The sequence below is a fragment of the Bacillus sp. L_1B0_5 genome (assembly GCF_000836715.1).
In the GTDB taxonomy this organism is placed as follows: domain Bacteria; phylum Bacillota; class Bacilli; order Bacillales; family Bacillaceae_G; genus Bacillus_A; species Bacillus_A thuringiensis_S.
Genome location: NZ_JXIS01000115.1, coordinates 1 through 21,839, shown reverse-complemented (window position 1 = coordinate 21,839; position 21,839 = coordinate 1). Strand labels below are relative to the sequence as shown.

The following is a 21,839-nucleotide window of genomic DNA, read 5'->3' as shown; positions in this document are numbered from 1 at the left end:
TCACATTTTTGAGGAAGGAGTCTTCTGTCGGAAAACGATAAAACACAAGCAACTCTAATTGTAATAGTCTATGGGAACATTATTAAACTTGAGCGATATTAATAGAACTTTGTTGATAATTAGTTAAAAAAGTATTGTATGATTAAATGATTTATGTTACATTTGTGTTACAAAAATGTTACTCAACATTAAAATTGTTTCATTTTTATTTCCTTTAATTTCTGTATTGTTACAAAAAGCTATAGATGTTTTTATGTGGATAGGAGTGTGTGTAGTAAAGAGCCTGAGTTGAAAATACGTGCACACTTTAAATTTCCTTTCTGTCTGAATGAAGAAGACTACCAACTAATTAAGGGGTTTAAAGTAACAACTTTAAATAACATGTGCTTCCTTTCCCACACACACAAATTAGTACATATTTAAAGTACAGCCTAGTTGCTACACAGACTCTTGTACATATAAACATTAAGGTGAAATAGAGATAAAGATTTATTACATAAAAAGCATTACTTAGCTAAACGTAAAAATATCATCTGTGCATTTTTATGAAATGTTAAAATGCTTAGATGATATTTTTTTGAAGATTTCTTGGATATGTTTATGAATAACGATTTCTAATTTTTAATGATTTTTTACAACTAAAACATCCAATAATTTATGTAATTGAATTTATAAGGTGTATGTACATTCACTTATATAGGGAAAATGAGGTTTTTCATATGAAGTATGATTATAAAGTGTTTATATTTATTTGGACAATTATTTTATTATTTTTTCTACTCTATTATGGTTACAGTAAAATTTCTGACACCGAGCAAGTACCAGTCATAACGATCAAACAATAGAAGTACAAGATATTAGAAAAAACAAATAAGATAAAAATAGATACAGTAAAAAGTCTATTACAAGAAGTAATTGATCTTACTGTATCAGATGAAAATCTTAAAGTGAAAACGCCGATTCTATTAGAAGTGCACAAACGTAAGGCTGTTACTTCGCGCATAGCTTAGTGGGTACTTCAACCATCCATGTGTATTCGACTTGTCGAGGCTTGTAGTACACGTCGGATTCATCTGAGTGGTGGCTTCTTCCACAAGGAAGAATTGCTCTTTTTTGAAAGGGTGGTGCAAGTGGGAAAGCGATAGTTCGTTGCTAGTACCAACCAAAAACATACTTGGGGTGTTACCTTACGGTGGCATGAATTCTAGAGCGTCAAACTGTCTAGCGATAGAAGAAAAGACCTAGAGTTCTAACTCAAGCCCCCACTGAAACGCTTCATCTCAGTGGGAGTAGTTGACTTGAGTAGCATGCATTTGTCTGTTAACAGAGAATACACGTGACTAAAATGGAAAACTTTTAACCTATTTTTATTTATTCGTAACCTTTAGAGTTTCTAACACGATTTTAGTAGCGTCTGCAATAAGTGTATCATCGTATTCTGCATCTTCTTTATCATGATTAGAAAGGATGGAAAGAACAATCGGCTTTTTATTTGGTGGCCAAATAATTGCGATATCATTCCTTGTTCCATAAGATCCTGCACCTGTTTTATCAGCTACTTCCCATCCTTTTGGTACACCCGCACGAATTAATTTATCCCCAGTCGTATTTCTCTTCATCCAATCTACTAACAGTTCACGTTTCTCAGATGGTAGTACAGTTCCTAATGTAAAAGATTCAAGCGTCTTAGCGGTTGCTTTTGGTGTACTCGTATCATGTGTTTCTCCTGGATTTACTTCATTTAATTCAGGTTCAAATCGCTCGGAGTTAGTAACAGTATCACCCATTTCCCTCAAGATTTTTTCAAATGCGGATGGACCACCTAACTTTTTAAGAATTAAATTATGTGCCGTACTGTCACTATATCGAACAGAAGCATCTGCAAGTTCTTTTAACGTCATTCCTGTATCCACATGCTTTTCAGTAATTGGATTATAATTAGATAGGTCTTCACGTGTATACGTAATTCTTTCATCAAGAGCTTCTATTGAATTCTGACGTAAAAGAGCTCCCACTGCTAATGATTTAGATGTAGAGGCAAATGCAAAACGATCATCTGCATGGTAAGCAACAGTTTGATTCGTACTTGTGTCCAGTGCGTAAATACCAAGCTTAGCGTTATATTCTTTTTCAAGTTTAGCAAAAGCATGATTACCTATATTTTCTTGCTTAACTTGATTGGTTCGATTTGTTTGTTTAGTTGATTCTGATTGCGTATTACTATTAGAACAGCCTATCAGTGTCGCGCATGAAAGTAATACGACAGGTACAATCTTTTTGTAATGTGTAATGTTAAAGAACTTCCTTAATATGAACATAAATTTTCAACCTCTTTCAAGAATATATGGTTTTTCCTAGGTTTTTCATACTGATGTAAGTAAAGAGAACTTGGGGTAACAATCCTTCTGCAGCTAAAATTTTATAGGTTAAAGCACATGTAAGATGTTTATATGATTGATAAGCTAGTATTTGAGTTATTCCTTCTTCAATCTCACTTGCAATGTTTTACCTGTAAAAGGATTAAGCTTGTACCTCTTAAATACTCACCTTTCTTTTGCATCCTTTTCAAAATAAAAAGTCCTTTCATATTTTTATAATACATAAGATTAGATTTCAAACGGGATTTATTATATCTAAATTGAACATCTAATTTTAGGAACACATTTAATAGACAATCTAAGTAATAAAATTGTACCACTTTAATATGAGGAAGAACTTGATGTTTCAATAAAAACAAAAGTAAATTTTTGCCCAGCAGTTTACGTTCATGATATTGATTTTTATACGTGTTTGGTAAAGAAAACATAATAAATTGCAAAAAAATACCGAAATCTAGTTCGGTATAGTGATGTACATATAAAAAACTCTCTTTGCTATATCCCCCAAAAAAGAGTCATTGCTGCGAGGTTTATAAACTGTATTTTCAGAAATATTACGAGCGTGTAAGAAAAATGTAAGGTAATTCAATATGAGAAAAATAATCTTACTACTACAATGAATAACAGATACATTCATGAAAAAATCTGTGGTGTGATATCAAGTTATTTTAGTGCTTGAAACATTTGACCAAGTTTAAATAAGGAAATTCAAAACTAGACCATCAAATGTGACAAGATAAATGATGATTCTATTTTTCTTACGGATTGTAGTGGTATGATCCACAGCAATTTTGCATTTCTAACTTTGCACGAATTAGGGCAAAGAATAAATAGGAAAATGTCTGTGATTCAAAGCTCGATTGTTGTATTAGTAATCACTATATAAAATGCATATATACAAAATTATATTCATAAAAACAGAGGTGTAAAATGAACATTATTTTCAGTCTAATCGCTAGTTATGCGATTCCTACGATACTACTCACATTATTGTTACTACTTTTATTTGTTTTTAGTTATTTTGTAGTATACAAAAAGGTATGTAAAAGAGAAAAAAAACTAACTGTACAACAAATTATATTGTTTGTTTTAATAACAGGATACTATTCCCTTGCATTATCAGCTACTTCATTTGGTCGTTCAGATGATATGGCCTTTGCAAGAATAATTGACTTTGATGTACTTAGTGTTTATAAAAAAGCATGGAATATATTTTCATTTTCTTCCTTTTTCCATATCATTGTGAATATAGGTATGCTTTTTCCGTTAGGAATTTTATTACCTTTATTTAGTAAGGTTTTTCAAAAAACAAAATGGATGTTAATAATCTCAATTATAGCAAGTTTATTGATTGAAATTCTTGAATTTACACTGCAACGAGGAAGTATGGAGCTAGCCGATTTACTTCATAATACTTTAGGCATGATGCTAGGATATTCTGTGTTAAACATAGTTCTTATATTTTTGAAAAAAAATGAAACAGATACAAAAATAATCAAATATTTATACCTTCCCATTACAGTAAGTTTCGTCGCACTCGGAATAATGATTTCGTATCAAATGAAGGAATTTGGAAATATGCCTATTGATCCCATTACAAAAACTGATATGTCTCAAGTTACTATAAAAACATCAATAGAGTTACAAGACGAAGGGGAAAAAATGCCTGTTTACAAATATTACGGTACAAAAAAATCACATGTTCGAGATGTTGAAATTCTTTCTCCAAAGGAAGCATTTCAAAAACTGAAACAAGGAGAATTTGATCCTATAGGATCTTTCAAAGCAGGTGATACATTATTCATTACAAAATATAATATGGATTACTACACTGATACAAAAGGTTTCTCTCAACCTATATATGTTTTTAAAGTACATTTAAATGATAATGACGAAGAGATCTGGTCTCAGCCTATTTCTGCAAGGAAATAACGTAAATTTGGTTCTGTTGCAAAGTTTTTTAAGAAATATTATGAAGAGGCTACTAGTACTGGCTGTAATTCATGATAAATCGAAAAGGCGGAGTCTGTTTGAAGACTTCGTCTTTATTTGTAAAGTGCGTGCAAGGGTACGGAAACGATTTAGGAGATAAGGGGCATCTTTTATCAAATCTCATTCTTAGTGTGTACATTTGGAGGGAATTTCTCATATGAAATTAGTAAAAGTAAAAGTAAAAGATCTTAGTAAAGAATACAAAGGGAAGGTTTCACATACGGCACTTTCAAATATTAATTTAACAAGTACAGAGGGGGAGTTTGTTGGGATTATGGGCCCTTAGGGTAGTGGGAAAACAACATTATTGAATATGATTTCTACTATTGACTCGCCAACATCAGGCAGTGTATTCATTCATAATAAAAATCCGTATCAACTCTCACCCAATGATTTGGCCTTATTTCGCAGACAGGAATTAGGATTCGTCTTTCAATCCTTTAATCTGTTGCATACTTTAACAGTAAAAGAAAATATGGTTCTTCCACTCGTATTAGATGGCATGGATGTGAAGAGAATAAATAAACGAATAGAATCAATATCGGAGAAGTTAGCAATCAACGAAATCTTAAACAAACGAACTTATGAAATATCAGGAGGCCAAGCACAACGAACAGCGATTGCCCGTGCACTCATTCACTCTCCTAAATTGGTCCTGGCGGATGAGCCAACAGGAAACTTAGATTCTAAAGCCTCTCAAGACGTTATGGAGATATTAACACTATTAAATAAAGAAGAAAAGGCTACAATGATGTTAGTAACGCACGATCCAGTTGCTGCAAGTTACTGTGACCGCATTATTTTTATTAAAGATGGACAGCTATACAATGAAGTTTGCTACAATGATGATCGTCCATTATTTTATAAAAACATTATGGATAGTCTTTCTATGTTAGGGGGGAATAAACATGAATTTTAGACAGCTTGCAATGAATAATGTTTTACGGAATCAACGAATATATCTTGGCCATTTTTTTAGTAGTATATTTGCGGTATTGATTTTTTTCACTTATGGATTACTTGTCTTTCATCCGAACCTACAAGGCGAACTGACTCATGTAAGTACCATCATGAGTACATTTGGAAAAATAGGATTTCATTTATCGTATTACTTAATCTTTGTCTTTTCTTTCTTATTTATTTTCTATTCTGTTAGTGCATTTTTAAAAAATAGAAAAAAAGAGTTTGGATTATTAATGTTACATGGAATGTCTCATCAACAGCTTCATCGATTAATTTTTTTCGAAAATATGTTGATTGGAATCCCTTCTATAGTAGTAGGCATCGGACTTGGGATGGTTTTTTCTAAATTATTTTTACTAGTTAGTGGGTCTTTATTAGGAGTAGAGAAAACGTTAGCATTTTACTTTCCATTAAAGGCAATGGTAGTAACAGCAATGTCCTTTTTTATTTTATTTCTACTCATTTCGTTATTCACATCAAAAATGGTGAAAATGAATGAGCTTGTAGAACTCATAAAATCAGAGGAAAAACCAAAACCTGAGCCAATAGCGTCTGTTTGGATCTCCGTGTTGGTCATTATTTTATTTGGAGCGGGTTACTCCTGCATTCACCACAGTATCGCCGCGGCCGATTATATGAGTTTAAATTCATTATTCCTACTCGTAGGAGTAGGTGTCGTATTAGTTGTATTTGGAACCTACCTTTTCTTTACTCAATTGTGTGTGTATGTGTTATCCGCTTTAAAAAATAGAGAAACAACATTCTTTAAAAAAACCAATCTTCTTGTTATTTCAGAATTAACGTATCGAATCAAAGATAATGCGAGAACGTTCTTTATCGTCACAATTATTTCTGCAGTTTCTTTTACAGCAATTGGAGTTTGTACGGCTATCGCAAATCCTGAATTGGCAAAACATGAGACTCCATATGCATTTACCTATAAATCCGATAAGGGGAACACACAAGAAAAAAAGCATATTGAAGAGATAAAAAAACAGTTAAAAGAATCTGGACTTTCTTATAAACTTGTAGCAACAGAATTTAAAAGGATAAACGGAGTGCCGTTCATTAACCTTTCTACGTATAATGAATACGCTAAAACATTAGGATATAAAGTAGAGAAATTAACAAATGAGAATGAAAGTATCAGAATAATATCAAAGAAAAACCAAAATACTGTAGTATATTTAAAGCCTTTTGAATTAAAATATAGTGAACTAGAAGAATCACTTTTTGTTCAAAAAGCAATCCTTATCCCAGAATTAGCAAATACATTTGAAAAACCTTATATTATCTCCGATGCTGTTTACAATAAGATGTTAAATAATCAACAAGAAGGCCCACTCAGAGATTACACTATATACGGTTTTATCGTTAAAAATTGGTCTGAAACAAGTGGGATTTCTACAAACCTTATGAAGTTTATTGGTACGAATCAAGAGGATTATTATGCCTTTTCATCTTTATATTTAAAATGGATTGAATTGAAACAACAAAACGGATTACTTTCTATTTCAAGTGTAATGGTGGGAATTGTATTTTTTGTATTTACGCTAAGCTTTTTATATTTTCGTCTATTTACTGATTTAGAACGAGATCAAGAGCAATATCAAATGATTTCAAAATTAGGATTAAGCCAAAGTGAGTTAAAACAAATCGTAACAAGACAAATGATATTACTATTTTTCTTACCGATTGTAGTGGCTATGGTTCATAGCAGTTTTGCGTTTCTAACGTTTCATCAATTAGGACAAACAGTAAGTAAGGAAATGTCTGTTCTACAAAGCTCAATTGTTGTATTAGTAATCTTTATTTGTATGCAAATGATTTATTTCCTTATTATTAGACATCATTATTTAAAACGCATATGTACAAAAATGTATTCATAAAAAAGATAAACAAAAAATTTAAGGTGCATACTCTATCACTAAATTTGGTTAGATATGCACTTTTAGTATGTTGAAAAATATACCAAGATTAAACTATGTTTGTTCCAATTTCCTTTGACCTTCTTGATTTAATCACTTGTAAGTGGCAACAAAAGAAAGAATCGTTGCCGTACCCCTAAAACAAACGACAGTAATAGCCAATGGCTACCAAAATAATATCTTGTTTAAATTGCTCTCCTTTAAAATATCTCATGTATGATTCTCCTAACTCTATGTTGCAAAAGTTTAGCTTAGTCTTCAAAACTTTGCAACAGAACCTTTTAAAGTAAACTTTTGAATACAGGTTGTCTTTAAAGACAATAGAAATGAAAAAAGAATCTATGATTTGAAGCTTTTAAAAAAAAGGAGAATCTCCATTTCACTTCTAAGGATGAGATGGAGACTCTTTTGTTGTTTATTTGCTGGATAATGGAATGGTAACTAAAAATGCTATGCCTTGTTTGGTATTATTTATAGAATACGTGATAAAAAGGGATTCAAAAATTTGTTTTACAATATATAACCCTAAGCCACTCCCTCCCGTATTTCGATTTCTTGACTTTTCGATTCGATAAAATGGTTTGAAAATATGTTGTATATCTTCTTCTTTTATTTTGACACCTGTATTGATAACTCGCATTTGGATGTTGTTTTGTTTAGAATCCTTTGTTAACTTTATATAGACTTTTTCGTTATACGGTGAATACATAATCGCATTATGAATGATGTTTTTACAAGCTTTTTCTAAAAGAACATAATCCGTATAAACAAAAATGTCAGAATCGACTTCTTTTATTATTTGAATGCCTTTTTGAGAAGCAAAAAATTCGAGGTTTTTTGTGATTGTATCTATTGATTTCGAAAGATTTACTTCTTCCACTTGAAGTTTAAAGGTATGTTGTTCTAATTTTGACATGCTTAAAATTTCGCGAACCAGTTGTTCCAGACTTTCAATTATTTGATAATTTTTCTTTAAATATTGGTCACGATTTTGATAAGGGCCGATATTATATATCATCCCTTCTAAGTATCCTTTCATAACAGTAAGAGGAGTTTTTAATTCATGTGCTACAATAGCAAAGAATTCCCTTCGCTTTGTTTCTATTTCTCTTTCTTTTTCAATATCACTTTTTAATTGCTGATTCGCTTTTTGTAAATCAAAAATTGCTTGTTGTAAATTTATGGACATATCATTCAAGCTATTGGACAATTCCCCTAATTCATCCATAGAACGAACCTCTATTTTTTCAGAAAAATCCAAATTTGCCATCTTTTGTGCGCCTTTATTAATATAAATAAGTGGTTTAGTAATAAACCTTGAATAGAGATAAGCACTTCCTAAACCAATAACCAGTACAATGATACTAATATAGGGTAGAAAACGTACCAAGACCTGTGAAGCTTCATCGATTGGTTGAAATGTTGCGAACACCACAAGCGTTAAGTTAACATCTTGGAATTGTATTGGCTTGGTAGCCTCATATGAATTACGAGATTGAGCCAAACCCTTTATTGGTACTGTTGTAACAAAACCTTTTGCTGGAGTACCTCCCTGAACAGTACCCTCTTGAATAGTACTCCCTTGAATAGTACTTTGAAGAAAAGGATAATAAATAATCCTTCCCTCATTATCTTGAAGATATATCACTGCATTATTTTTTTGTGCGTATTCATCAACAAGTGGTGTTGCATTTTGAAGCGAAAGATATTTAGATTTATCAATTATTTCTTCGATTCCCGTTTGAAGCTGATCTGTTTTGTATTTCTCATAAAATTTAGGGAGAAAGAAGTATAAAGTTACATAAATTAAGGTTGCAAAGGCTAACAAAATGAGGGATGTAGTCATAAAGAGTTTATAGGTAATTCTCTTCATCTTCATGATTTTTACAATCTTATTCATCGATTTTATAACCAATGCCCTTTACTGTTTTAATATAGGGTATATCTAATTTTTTTCGTATGTTTTTCATATGCGTATCAATCATTCGTGTGTCTCCGGCATACTCATATCCCCAAATTTTTTCTACAATATTTTCTCTTGTGAGTACCTTTTTTTCGTTTTGAAGTAGTAGTTGTAAAATTTCAAATTCTTTTGTCGTTAGGGGAACTTCAACTTTATTCACATATACTTTATATGCATCGCCATTGACATGTAGTTCTCTAAATACAAAATGATTATCCGTATTTTGATTATTACTTCTTCTCAGTACTGCTTCGACTCGTCTCATCAAAACATGAAAAGAAAAAGGTTTCGTAATATAATCATCGATTCCAAGATCAAATCCTTTCATTTGATCTTGTTCTTCTTCTAGCGCAGTTAGCATAATAATTGGTATATTTGACTGACTTCGAATCATTTTGGCAACTTCAAATCCATTCAGGTTTGGCATCATCACATCTAGTAGAATTAAATCGAAGGACTGCTTATTAAATTGTTTCATGCCCTCTAATCCATCTGATGCAACTATAACTTTATACTGTTGTGTCATTAAAAATTGTTTGATTAATTCTTGTATTTCTTGATCATCTTCTACCACCAGAATGTGATAGTTCTTCATAATATCACCTCTTGTAGTCATTATAACCTTCCAATCTGGAGTTGATGTGGAGACGTATTAGAAACACTATAAAAACTTCACAAGAAAACTACATGTATTTCAAATCAGCTCCAGATGCATGAGATAGGTTATATACATAACAAGACAGAGGGAGGTAATCAAGATGTCACTGGAATCAAACATCATTCTTTCTTTATTAGATGTACAACTGTGGATGGCCCCTCATTCGAATAATAGTCGCATAAAAGAGAAAAAACAGAAATTAAAATTAGCGCCGTGCTTAAATAAATACACAAGTGTAAATAAAAGAAAACTATATAGGTCTAGTGAACAAAAATAGAGAGGATCAAATTGATTCTTTTTTTTGTATTCAATAACGAGGTACTGAAAATCTTTACTATAAATCTAGATTAACTCCATATAGAATACAGATTAAGTTTGTATGCTACATGTATCAAATAGAAAGGAATGATACATGATGTTGACGACTTACACAATCTATCAAATTTTATCCCTTCCTTCTTATTTACACACAAACCTATTACCATCCATTCTCACGAGAATGCTAGGATCTAAGTTTATAACAAAAGAATAAATAAGCTAATGGATGTTTATTGTCCCTTGTTTCCGTTTTTTGCAAAACACCTGTATAAACATGCATGCTACTATGTACATTGAATACTCTATTTGTTGAGAGCCTAATAGGCTCTTTTTTAGAGACAAGCCCGAAGTGGGTGTGAATATCGTTATATATATTCGTAGAAAAATTCAAATATAATGTTACCTCTACGAAAAAACTGTTGATTTATGTCTAAACCATGCCTAAAGGTAAAATTTTTATTTTTTGAAATGGTGATTTCTAAATGTTACATTCATACATCGTATTTCAAATATAAAGACAAAAATATTCAATTGTAAATTGAAGGAGAAAGGGATGTTCACAATGGGACACTACGATACAAATCAAACAGAAAGCAATAGGAATAAAGCCTATAAAAAAACAGGGTATTTTTTCACAGGAATAATTGGTGCAGTGATTGGTGCAATTACCATTGGATTGACCACTCCTTATATAAATGAAATCAAAGGAAGTGCAGGTCAATCTCCTAAGCATAACGAAGTAAATCAGGCTACGCCGATCTCTTACAAACCAGAAGATGTGAGCAATCCTCAAAATATGATTGAATCTGCAAAAGAAGTTGTCGTGGGTGTCATTAACTATAAACAAAATGCAGGTTCATTTAATACGCAAAATCAATCAGAAGAAGCTGGTTCGGGTTCAGGGGTCATATATAAAAAAAACGGCAATAAAGCTTTCATTGTTACAAATAATCATGTGATAGACGGTGCGAATAAAGTAGAAGTGAAATTGAATAATGGTAAAAAGGTTCCCGCTAAAGTAGTAGGGACAGATCCATTATTAGATTTAGCGGTATTAGAAATTGACGGGGCAGATGTAAAAAGAGTCGCAACACTTGGAGACTCAGAAAAAATTCGTACAGGGGAAACGGTAATAGCCATTGGGAATCCATTGGGGCTAGAAGGTAGTGTAACAAAGGGGATTATTAGTAGCAAGGAACGAGAAATACCTGTTAGTACACTTGGAAATCAACAAGTGGATTGGCAAGCACAGGTCATTCAAACAGATGCAGCTATTAATCCCGGTAATAGTGGAGGAGCTTTGTTTAATGAACAGGGTGAAGTCATTGGAATTAATTCTAGTAAAATTGCACAACAAGCAGTGGAAGGAATTGGATTTGCAATCCCAATTCATGTAGCCAAAACAACCCTAGAGTCTCTTGAAAAAGAGGGAACAGTTAAACGCCCAATGATGGGTGTACAGTTATTGGATATTGAGAAAATAACAGATTCTGCACGTAATCAATTAAAATTACCAAAAGAGATAACAAGTGGTGCCATGTTGGGGAATATCTCAAGTCAATCATCAGCAGAAAAAGGCGGATTACAACAGTATGATGTTGTGATTGCATTGGATGAACAAAAAATAGAAAATGTCGTTCAATTCCGTAAATATTTATATGAAAAGAAAAAATTGGGGGATACAATTAAAGTAACCGTTTATCGAAATGGTGAAAGACTAACAAAAAACGTGAAATTAACGGATCAAACACGTGCCGCTTAAAAATATAGCCACCTTTCGGTGGTTTTTTATATGTGCTTTTTGTGTGGGTACTAGATATATCAGAAGTGGTAAATGTCATGAAGCAAAAAGAATGCCCACATTGTTATTCCAAGCAGGAGGCTAATTTTTCTAGCGATAGCATCTCATTTTGTACTGTATGGGTCATAAATAAAGGGAGTTATCCCGTGTTTGTATTCCTTCCTCAAGTTAATTGGTTGGTGACTAATATTTTATACCTATTATTATTCCGTTTGTCCTCATTCCACATTAAATGGATTGACTCTTTACCAATGTTCAAAATCGATTACATATTTTAATTTGTGTTCCAGCTTTTCTTGACTATATTAACAAATCACTACATATGCACTCCAGATAAGACCTAATATCTTTAGATAATCTACTGAATATCTTCATATAAACTCCAGATAGTGTATATAGAATAACAACTATCAAGGAGGTTAGGAAAAATGAATTTTATAAAACGCGCAATTCTCAGTATGAAAAAAAGAATAGGAACATCATTAATTTTGATGGCGGTCTTTCTGATTGTTACAAATTTAGTGTTGGCAGGATTCACAATTCAAAATGCATCAAAAAAAGCTGCCGATGCAGCAAGAAAAAAATTAGGTGCAGATGTTACTTTAGGTCTTGATTTTGATAAATTAGGTCAACAAGCTAGGGAAACGGGAGAGATGCCTAAACCACCAAAGCTTAACACAAAAGAAACAGATCAATTAGCGAAGTCCAAGTATGTAAAAGACTATAATTATATAACCCATAATTTCGGAATTGCGGATGGGTTTAAATTAGTAGGAGCTTCAGAAGGAGAAGAAGGAAAAGGAAAAGGTAGCGTTGCAATAGCGGGAGGATCAGGTTCAGGTTCAGAAATAGATATGAATTCTTCTCTTATGATAGAAGGAGTTCGCAAGACTTTATTACACGAAAGTTTTAAAAATGGAAAAAGTAAAATCATTGATGGGAAACCAATTACAGAACAGATGCAAGATCAGAATGTAGCTTTAATGGAAAAACGATTAGCGGAACAAAACAATTTGAAAGTAGGAGATAAAGTTAAAGTTCAATCAGGGGATAAGAAGGAAACTCTTGAAATTGAAATTATCGGTATTTATGAAACGAATGAACAACCAATGGGTCAAAATGCCCCTCCTATGATGAATCCAGCTAATAAACTATATATGCCTTACTCTACTTTAAAAAAATTAGAAACAGATGAAGGTATGAGTAGTAGTATTCAAGTTGTGTACTTATTGAACGATCCACAATACATTGATGCATTTAAAAAAGAAGCAAAAAAATCTGATATTGATTTTAAGTATTTTAAGTTAGATGCACAAGATTCATTGTACAAACAAATGATTGGTCCTATCGAAAATATCGCTTCTACGTCTCAAATGATTATCTATATGGTATCTATTGCAGGTGCGATTATCTTAGGATTAATTATTATGTTATCGATTAAAACACGTCGTAAGGAAATGGGGATTCTATTGTCCATTGGAGAGAAAAAATGGAAACTGATGGCGCAGTTCGTAGTAGAAGTGGTATGTATTGCTATTTTAGCATTTGGATTATCCCTAACAACAGGAACTAAAGTTTCTCAATTCGTAGGGGATAACTTACTTTCTAGTGAAATTGCTACAGCAAGCGAAGAAAAAGACAATCCACAAAATGGTAGTGTAATGGTAGCTGGAATTGGTGATACTCCACAAAACCAAAATGAAGATCCAATTGATAAGATTGATGTAAGTGTAACGGGTGAGGATGTAGGAAAAATGGGCGGAATTGGACTGACTATTGCTATATTAGCAACTATTTTGCCAGCATTATCTATTCTACGCTTAAATCCAAAACAAATCCTTTTAAAAGATGAATAAGGAGGCTCGATATGGAGACGATTTTACAATTTAAAAACTTAGATTATTATTATGAAAGTAACGGAAAAAAAGTAAAGATACTAGATAATGTTAATTTTTCTTTTCAAAAAGGGCATTTCTACACGATTTTAGGGCCATCTGGATCTGGTAAAACCACAACTCTTAGCTTAGGTTGTGGGCTGGATATACCTAAAAATGGTTATGTACTGTATAATGGCAAGGATATTCGAAAAATTGGTTTGGATCGATACCGTAATCAAAATGTATCTGTAATTTTCCAATCTTATAATTTGATTACCTATATGACTGCTCTTCAGAATGTATTAACGGCAATGGAAATTACAGGTGTGAAGGTACAAAATAAAAAAGTAAGAGCATTAGAATTATTAGAGAAGGTAGGACTTACAGAAGTAGAAGCGAAACGAAATATCTTGCAACTAAGTGGTGGACAACAACAACGTGTAGCAATTGCTCGAGCACTATCTTGTAATGTTGATTTACTGATTGCGGATGAGCCGACAGGAAACCTTGATGAAGAAACAGCAAATGACATTATTGATTTGTTCCAGGAGCTCGCTCATCAAGAAAATAAATGTGTAATTGTTGTAACGCATTCACAGGAAGTGGCAAAAAAATCGGATCGAGCTGTTTATTTAAGTAAGAAAAAATTAGCAGTAAAAGATGCGCCTAGCATCTAAAAAACAAATACTATCACTAGAAGAGTTTGCAGGGTATAGGAATCGTGAAAATGATAAATATCTAGTTAATTATTTTTCGGAAAAATATATGATTCCTTTTTAGATAGATAATTTAACCCTTATTTAACAGCCTCTTTTAAAGCTTTCCCAGTTTTAAATGCAGGTGCTTTTCCTCCTGGGATATGCATTTCTTCGCCCGTTTGGGGATTGCGCCCAGTACGCGCAGAACGCTCACGTACTTCAAATGTACCAAATCCAATTAACTGTACGGATTCCTCTTTTTGAAGAGATTGTGTAATTTGATCTAGGATAGCTTGTACAGATGCGGTAGCCTCTTTTTTAGTAAGTGATGTTTTCTCGGATACTTGGTTAATTAGTTCTGTTTTATTCATTATGGACCTCCATAAAATAATATTTGTTAATTTAATTTTATAGTATAGTATGTCTTTAGAAGAACTTACTACAATTGCTCATCAGTATACAGAGGATACCATCCATTGTTACAATCACGCCATTGTAGAAGAAATAGGATAACAGGAGGAAACATGCGGTCCCAAATTAATATTACGTGTGTTTTTTGACCATACATTACTTACTTTTAATGTATATATTGAATATATAGATATATTGTGTTATGATGTGAATTAGAAACTCGCGTGTTTCAAATACAACATTTTTATCTTCTTGATGACCTCTTATCTTTCCGTAAGAGGTCCTTTTTTATCCCTCAGTATTGCATAGCCGTTAAAATACTATGAAAAGATACTAGAGACTACTACACTGTGATATTCTCTAGTATTTTTCTTTACCTAGATTATTTATTGTTGGGTGAACGATGAATTATTACTTTTTGTATAATTTTCACAAAATAACTTTGAACCCTTATTTATTTCAATATAAAATAATAACTGGATATATCTGACTATCGGTTATATGAATAGGTATGTCCTTCTTTCTATTATGACTGAAAAGTTAGTAGATAAGAAATGGAATGTTAAACAAGCTATTACTTACTCTACACGATTACTAGTAAACATAGGCCTGTATTGGGAAGAAGAATATTTTGATTTATACAGCCTTGATGATAGCTATGACTTAGCGCAGGAAGGTATCCACTTTAATGAAAAAGATGTGATTTTTACTTATATCGATACATTAGGTGCTTTTCGCGTCCATTTTAGCGAGTTTGAAGATCTCTATTTGAAAGTCATGAAACTTTTGTGTTGAATGATGTGACTCTATTTGTAAACCCATTTACTATTATCTTTCGTTTGCCCATTCACTTAAACACTTTCTGTTACTTCATGAGCTGTATATTTATCACCAGATTTATCTAGCCAAAATAAATCTATCTTCGTGTTGATGAATTATTGTCTCTTAATAACTTAATGCTACCATCTTTAATTTTTCTAGCATCAAGCAAAGCTAGCATGTTAAATGTATAATTAGACGCCTGTAAATGAGCATCACTATTTAAATTTTTACCTGAGAATAATTCAGTTAATTAGCAGAAAAAGGAAGAGGTCTATTTGGCCCCTTCCTTTTTCTCGTACATAACGCTTGTTGACAACTTATGAAATAATAGCATTCATCGCTATTAAAATATAACATTAAAAGCAATTAATTAGATATGTAATTTTGCATAGATTGTACTATTCCATGAATGGGAACAAAACTATTTATCTCTTCCTGTATGGAAACAAATAGATTTAGGTTTATTTAAGGTAAGAAGACCTGATCATTGATTGCTGGTTAAACCATATTTCTACGTATTTGAAACAAATTATTTCACTGGATTGTATGTTAAAGAGAGTGAGGGCTTTATGCAATGTAGATTGTTTATTGGTTTCTTACTCGTGATTTTACTAGGAGGAGGCACCGGAAAAGAAGTTACGTTATATACGATTTCAAAAGGGGATATTAGTCAGTGCATCCAAAGACACGCTCCGTTTCTGTTTTCTATCCTACTAAATTACCATTCCAAGCAGATTCCTTCTCTTTCAAACAATTCATCCATTGAATAAAGATAATTCCGCCATACGTATCGGAGGGCATGAAACGTTCTTAATACCATTTGGAATATATTTCAATATAATTCAATATAATTCCGATACTATAACAGATCGAAAATTTCTCTATTGGAGGTATAGAATGGCATATCCATTTCGTAACTTAGTATTTGAAGGTGGCGGGGTAAAGGGAAGCGCTTATATAGGTGCCATCCGTGCACTAAATGAAGAAGGGATTTTACCAGAAATACAACGATTTGGGGGGACTTCAGCAGGAGCGATTACTGCATTACTTTTAGGTCTTTCCATTCCATTCGCAGATCTTGTAAAAATCCATAAAGACATGAATTTTAAAGCGTTTAAAGATGATGATTTTTCGATTGTACAAGATAACATTCGTTTATTTTTTGATGGTTTTGGTATCTATAAAGGGGATTTCTTCACTGAGTGGGTAGGGAAGATCGTTGAAAAGTGGACAGGGAGTAAGGACACAACCTTTCAGCAGTTGTATGACAAAACAGGAAAAGACGTGTTTTTCCAAGGTACGAACATTTCTACACACCAGCTTCGTACGTTTTCTCGTGAAACGACACCTGATGTCCCGTTAGTAGTTGCTGTGCGGATTTCGATGTCCATCCCATTCTTTTTTAAATCTGTAGAATGGGAAAAAGATTATTATGTAGACGGAGGTGTACTCGATAACTATCCAATTCGTTTATTTGATCGGAAAAGTTTTGTGAATAAAGAAGAACACTTCACGACCACAGATACGATTGACGAGGTTAATAAATTGGTAAGCAATACGGAGGATCATTCTACACTAAGAAGCTTACACACGAAATACAATGCATCTTTCTTTGATCCTGCAGATGAAATTGTCTACAACAAAGAAACACTGGGTTTCCGTTTAGAATCTCAGGCCGAGATTGCCATGTTAAAACATATCGCAACTTCAACAGAACATCATATTGGTCATTCTCTTATTCATTTTGTATGGAATTTGTCTCAAACGATGATCAAAGGTCATGAGAGCGGAAAAACAACCAAGGAAGATGCTGCCCGCACTGTATTTATCAATACATTCTTTACGCCGTCGTTTAATTTCGATATCACAGAAGAAGAAAAGAAAACACTCATGAATTCAGGCTATACTTCTACTAAAGACTATCTACATCAGTTTAATACGCCTGAAGTAAAATTGTTTAATCGACCATAAAGCCGAGTGCAATGCACCTGGCTTTTTTTAATCATCCTGTAACTTCTTTTTTTAGTAGCCAATTAAAATTTAGATAGACTATGCATAGAATAAGAGAGAGGAGATAACAGGAAGTAATAAATATAAGTTTGGATGACTTCTTATTTTGTAAAACTAGGGTGTAGAAAGGGTGAAAAAGGTGGAAGAAAAACGAATTATGATTTATGTAGTGGGTGGTAATGTCAAAGTTGCGAGCCCCCATGATGTTGTGTTGGATATCGTTGATTTTGATAACTTAGAAGAATACGTAGAACCCATTTTTACAGGTATATTGTATTAAGAACAGGAGAGAAGTATGTCTCAAAAAGAAGTAATGGTACAATACATCTCAAATGCCCGCTTTAGCCAACCTACCACCAATTGAAATGGTTGTTTATACAATTTTTCGGCTAACATAGTATAAAAGAGAACCCTAAAACCGTGGATAGGAATGTATTAAAAAATGAATAGAGTAAAAAGGCGGATTTCTTGTGAAAGCAGGGGTAGTTCAAATAGTTTTGTAAATAAACTATAATAGTTTATTTTTCTGCATTATTGAAATTAGTAATAATAAAATGTATTATTGAAAAGCACAATTTATAATTCAAGTAATCAAGACTATGCGCCTATAATAATTTGAACATTCAGAAATTATAATATTGTCTAAAAACGAGGTGAGATTCATAGAAACAGTACATATTAAATGATATGGCATGTATAGTATAAATGATTTTTATAATAGGGAAGAAGCTTCTAAGAAAGGGATATTTGCAATCTCTAGAGTATATGCTAAGAAGGTGACATTGCTCTATATAGGACAAACAAAAAGAAGCTTTATACAAAAGGTAAGGGAACTTAATAAGGAATGGCTTTGTGATGAGAGCGAATTAAGGATTACATTAGGAATAATAGAATTTCCTAGTGGTGAAATTTACTCTGAAAAGAAGTTAAAAGAGATAAAATCCCTTTTGATTTTACGACATACCCCATTAGAAAACGAAACATCTTTATTATACCATAGAGGGAAATTTAATTTAAAAATTATAAATAAGGGAAGAAGAGGTTTAATTGTTAAAAAGCTTTCTACAGGAGATCTAATGTGGACGTAATTGGAATCACCTTTGAATAAAAGTGAAGGTTTCTTAAGTGCAGAAGCTTATCAATTTTTAATGAATTAAACTATTTTTAATAACATATGTCAGATGCTTGAAAAAACAAATTTTATTATGGTATGAAATCCTGTATGGAAAGTGTAGTTTATTTCTATTATTTAATAAAAATATTAAGAATTATAGGGATAATGCATAAAGAGTAGAGGAGAAAGTAAACACGGAGGCTTGAAGAATGGGACAAGTAAGCAGGTTTCAAGAAAAACAACAGAATCGTCGTCAAAAGGCAATTTTTAATATTGCATTTACTTTGATATTAGTGACAGTTGGTATAGTGACATACCAGTTGTTTACCCCTTCTAATACATCAAAGAAAACAATTGCTCAAGAAAAGAAAGCAACACAGATAGAAGAGAAGAAAATTGAAGATAAAGAAACATCAAAGATAGAAGAGAAGAAAATTGAGGATAAAGAAACAGCAAAAACAGAAGAGAAGAAAGCTGAAGATAAAGAAGCATCAAAGATAGAAGAAAAGAAAACTGAAGATAAAGAAGCAGCACAGTTAGAAGAGAAACAAAAAGCAGAAAAATCGGCAAAAGCGAACGGAACTGAAAATAAAGAGGGAGAAAAAACGGTATCTCAAGAAAAGGGTTCTCAAACTAATCCTTCTTGGAAGCCAATTGGTACAGAGCAAGGAGCAAAACCTGAAATGAAATTTAAAGAAGGAACAGTAGATTGGAGTGAGATGAAAAAAGCAATTTCTTATGCTGTTGATGTTCCAGAGAGCCAATTGATTTTCGATTTTATTGGGAATAATGGTAATAATAAAGCCTACGGTAATGTACGAGATAAGCAAAATAATAAAAAATATAAGGTTAATATTGATTGGGTAGAAAATCAGGGGTGGAAACCAGCATCTGTTCAAGTGGTAAAATAAATAATAGAAATGTAATTATGTGTTTAAAAGTTTACTCTTGTAAAAACTCAAAAAAGAGTCCGTATCAATTAGGGCTTTTTTTTATGAAAATTCTATTGCTTTTTTCGCCGAGATACGTGTAATAATAGGTTATAGCAATACCATTTTTTATTAAGCTTTGTTTTTTATCGTTTTCCGACAGAAGACTCCTTCCTCAAGAATGTGAAGGTGTGAAACACCAATTTTAGGTGGGAGATGAATGTCGGTTGGCATAGGCCAACATGTTTGCTATCATTTACTTGTACAGATTGCTCTTCGAAAACTGAAGATATGAGGTTGGTTGCAGAAAAACGTTGCAACCGTAAAATCTTCAACGTTCTTTCGCCCCACGCTTGCCGAAGTTGCGAAAACCAAGCTAAAGTAGGGAGTGTGGTGAGTCAGCGTACGAGATACTTATGTTCTCACCGTAGGGACTACGGGTAGAGCCTGCTAAGATAACCGGTGGATACATCGGTGTTCGCAGGAATCTCCCACTTCAAACAATCCGTAAGGACGTTAAGTGGTGAGTAGTTCAATGATATTTGTAACATAAACATCCGTTTTTATTACGTTTTATATTTGAAGATATGAAATATATTAACGGTTTAACTAGCAGTAACAAAATACTGTCTCAAAAATGATTTATCAAAATATAAATTTTCACCCTTTTTGTTACGTTGATTGTTTATTAATTAGTATTTCCTATGTTATTCCTATTTTTTAGGTGATGCGTAAATAAATCTTATATCGGAATTCTAATCAGCATTCTATATAATTTCAGTTATATATTTTAACAAAATAGGCGCTCTTTTGGTGGGTCCCTTTTTTCATGATTATTTTTTTAACTATTATTGTACCAGTCATATCCTAAATTTATAATATTTGCTGCTAGATACGGACAAGCATCTTCTTCTAGCGGCTATAGACTAATCGCAACAACAGAATCCCATTTATTTAGTACCTTTTTATTGAATATGAATGAAAAATTTTAAAATGTGTTTTATAAAACATACAATAAACTCAAAAAAACAGCGATATTATACACATGTGCTGATATCACTGCTTTTTTATATGGATATTTGATGGTCAATTTTACAAATTATAAAAAATTACAAGCTCATTTTTACATTTTCGTAACAATATTTTTGTAAGATTATCTTTCTTTTCCCTCTGTTTGATTGGCTTGGAACTCCATTTTTAACGCAATACTATCCCCTTGAAACACGTTTTGATCCGTTCCGCTATCTTCAAATATAAACTTCATCCAAAACCAATCCATTTTCCCAGATTTTAATCCACCTGTTTCAGCCCACTTGGAATGAAATACTTTCTTGGAAGCAATCTCTGGACTTTGTGATTTTAGTTCTGCAAGAGTTGTTTCGTATACAGGGCTTTTTGCTGGATCCCAATCCAAAAGAAATTGTATTTTAATGTGTTCACCAAAATCTTCTGTATTATTATTTTGTTTTAAATCGTTAACAGTATAATCTATTTTCATCATGATGTCTTTAATATCTAGTGTACCACTATTTGTTAAGTTGAATTTCTTTAATATTTTGTCCCCAGGTTTCAAATTTCCTAAGTTAAGTGAAGTAGTTGGTTGCATAGCTAAATCTAATGTACCTGCAGCAAATGTATTATTTGTTACAACTTGATCGCTAAAATATGCATATGTACCCCCACCAATTAAAGATAAACCAAGAGCGGCTGAAACCACTCCAACACCTAACTTCTTTTTCAATGACATTTTTTATTCCTCCCATATCATTTTTACAATTTTTCTCCCTAATCAACTAAAACGGTCCCCTTAATACAGGTATAGCATTAATTGTAAGAATTTTGTATTGAAATAAGAATATTACTTATTGAGAAAATTATGTTACTATCTATCTTCTATAAATTTAACGCACCAAGTAAAGAAAATTTGGTTCATAATTCTCTTTTTATATAGTAGAGGGTGTTGCAAAACTAAAATAA

General features: G+C 32.4%; 15 protein-coding genes and 3 pseudogenes. 12 read left to right on the top strand and 6 right to left on the bottom strand.

The window, feature by feature from the left end:
• Positions 1 to 1,367 precede the first annotated feature (1,367 nt).
• Entirely contained in the window at positions 1,368 to 2,318 is a 951-nt protein-coding gene (gene blaIII / locus RT27_RS27635) for a class A beta-lactamase BlaIII (RefSeq protein ID WP_016083273.1), read from the bottom strand.
• A gap of 990 nt (positions 2,319 to 3,308) precedes the next feature.
• Here blaIII and RT27_RS27630 point away from each other — a divergent pair.
• The 3 genes and pseudogenes from RT27_RS27630 to RT27_RS27620 all read left to right on the top strand — a co-directional run bounded on the left by RT27_RS27630 (position 3,309) and on the right by RT27_RS27620 (position 7,222).
• Positions 3,309 to 4,310, top strand: a complete 1,002-nt coding sequence (locus tag RT27_RS27630; protein ID WP_043938394.1) for a VanZ family protein — start codon at positions 3,309 to 3,311, stop codon at positions 4,308 to 4,310.
• 217 nt (positions 4,311 to 4,527) lie between these two features.
• Positions 4,528 to 5,289: pseudogene (locus RT27_RS27625) on the top strand (ABC transporter ATP-binding protein).
• Positions 5,279 to 7,222 carry an ABC transporter permease gene (locus tag RT27_RS27620; RefSeq protein ID WP_043938392.1) on the top strand — a complete coding sequence of 648 codons (1,944 nt, stop codon included), beginning with the start codon at positions 5,279 to 5,281 and terminating at the stop codon, positions 7,220 to 7,222. Before RT27_RS27625 ends, RT27_RS27620 begins: the two are co-directional and overlap by 11 nt.
• Positions 7,223 to 7,406: 184 nt before the next feature.
• Here RT27_RS27620 and RT27_RS35915 read toward each other — a convergent pair.
• The 3 genes and pseudogenes from RT27_RS35915 to RT27_RS27610 form a co-directional block, all read right to left on the bottom strand.
• Positions 7,407 to 7,475: pseudogene (locus tag RT27_RS35915) on the bottom strand (IS6 family transposase); the annotation flags it as partial.
• Between the two features lie 201 nt (positions 7,476 to 7,676).
• Complete coding sequence (locus RT27_RS27615) at positions 7,677 to 9,140, bottom strand: HAMP domain-containing sensor histidine kinase (protein ID WP_043938396.1); 1,464 nt, start codon at positions 9,138 to 9,140, stop codon at positions 7,677 to 7,679.
• Positions 9,141 to 9,153: 13 nt separating this feature from the next.
• The gene (locus RT27_RS27610) at positions 9,154 to 9,819 is read right to left on the bottom strand and encodes a response regulator transcription factor (RefSeq protein ID WP_043938391.1); all 666 of its coding nucleotides are present in this window, start codon (positions 9,817 to 9,819) and stop codon (positions 9,154 to 9,156) included.
• A 163-nt stretch (positions 9,820 to 9,982) separates the two neighbouring features.
• Here RT27_RS27610 and RT27_RS35450 point away from each other — a divergent pair, with 163 nt between their 5' ends.
• From RT27_RS35450 to RT27_RS27595, 4 genes are all read left to right on the top strand, one after another.
• Entirely contained in the window at positions 9,983 to 10,159 is a 177-nt protein-coding gene (locus tag RT27_RS35450) for a hypothetical protein (protein ID WP_173927810.1), read from the top strand.
• Between the two features lie 594 nt (positions 10,160 to 10,753).
• A complete protein-coding gene (locus RT27_RS27605; RefSeq protein WP_043938390.1) occupies positions 10,754 to 11,962 on the top strand; it encodes a trypsin-like peptidase domain-containing protein in 1,209 nt (402 codons plus the stop codon).
• A gap of 467 nt (positions 11,963 to 12,429) precedes the next feature.
• Positions 12,430 to 13,857: an ABC transporter permease gene (locus RT27_RS27600; protein WP_043938389.1), complete on the top strand. Its 1,428-nt coding sequence runs from the start codon at positions 12,430 to 12,432 to the stop codon at positions 13,855 to 13,857.
• Between the two features lie 11 nt (positions 13,858 to 13,868).
• Positions 13,869 to 14,555, top strand: a complete 687-nt coding sequence (locus RT27_RS27595) for an ABC transporter ATP-binding protein (protein ID WP_043938388.1) — start codon at positions 13,869 to 13,871, stop codon at positions 14,553 to 14,555.
• A 119-nt stretch (positions 14,556 to 14,674) separates the two neighbouring features.
• Here RT27_RS27595 and RT27_RS27590 read toward each other — a convergent pair whose 3' ends face one another.
• On the bottom strand, positions 14,675 to 14,947 hold the full coding sequence (locus RT27_RS27590; RefSeq protein WP_043938387.1) for an HU family DNA-binding protein: 273 nt from the start codon (positions 14,945 to 14,947) through the stop codon (positions 14,675 to 14,677).
• A 553-nt stretch (positions 14,948 to 15,500) separates the two neighbouring features.
• Here RT27_RS27590 and RT27_RS27585 point away from each other — a divergent pair.
• The 5 genes and pseudogenes from RT27_RS27585 to RT27_RS27570 form a co-directional block, all read left to right on the top strand.
• Positions 15,501 to 15,782 (top strand): annotated as a pseudogene (locus RT27_RS27585) (hypothetical protein); the annotation flags it as partial.
• A 924-nt stretch (positions 15,783 to 16,706) separates the two neighbouring features.
• The gene (locus RT27_RS27580; protein WP_043938386.1) at positions 16,707 to 17,780 is read left to right on the top strand and encodes a patatin-like phospholipase family protein; all 1,074 of its coding nucleotides are present in this window, start codon (positions 16,707 to 16,709) and stop codon (positions 17,778 to 17,780) included.
• Positions 17,781 to 17,949: 169 nt separating this feature from the next.
• Positions 17,950 to 18,099, top strand: coding sequence for a hypothetical protein (locus RT27_RS35445; RefSeq protein ID WP_197078014.1), 150 nt, complete (start codon positions 17,950 to 17,952; stop codon positions 18,097 to 18,099).
• 412 nt (positions 18,100 to 18,511) lie between these two features.
• Positions 18,512 to 18,907 (top strand): hypothetical protein, encoded by a 396-nt coding sequence (locus tag RT27_RS27575; protein ID WP_043938385.1) that lies wholly within the window; start codon positions 18,512 to 18,514, stop codon positions 18,905 to 18,907.
• A gap of 235 nt (positions 18,908 to 19,142) precedes the next feature.
• Positions 19,143 to 19,844: a YrrS family protein gene (locus tag RT27_RS27570; protein ID WP_043938384.1), complete on the top strand. Its 702-nt coding sequence runs from the start codon at positions 19,143 to 19,145 to the stop codon at positions 19,842 to 19,844.
• 1,171 nt (positions 19,845 to 21,015) lie between these two features.
• Here RT27_RS27570 and RT27_RS27565 read toward each other — a convergent pair.
• Positions 21,016 to 21,609 carry a TasA family protein gene (locus RT27_RS27565; protein ID WP_016082832.1) on the bottom strand — a complete coding sequence of 198 codons (594 nt, stop codon included), beginning with the start codon at positions 21,607 to 21,609 and terminating at the stop codon, positions 21,016 to 21,018.
• Positions 21,610 to 21,839: the final 230 nt, after the last annotated feature.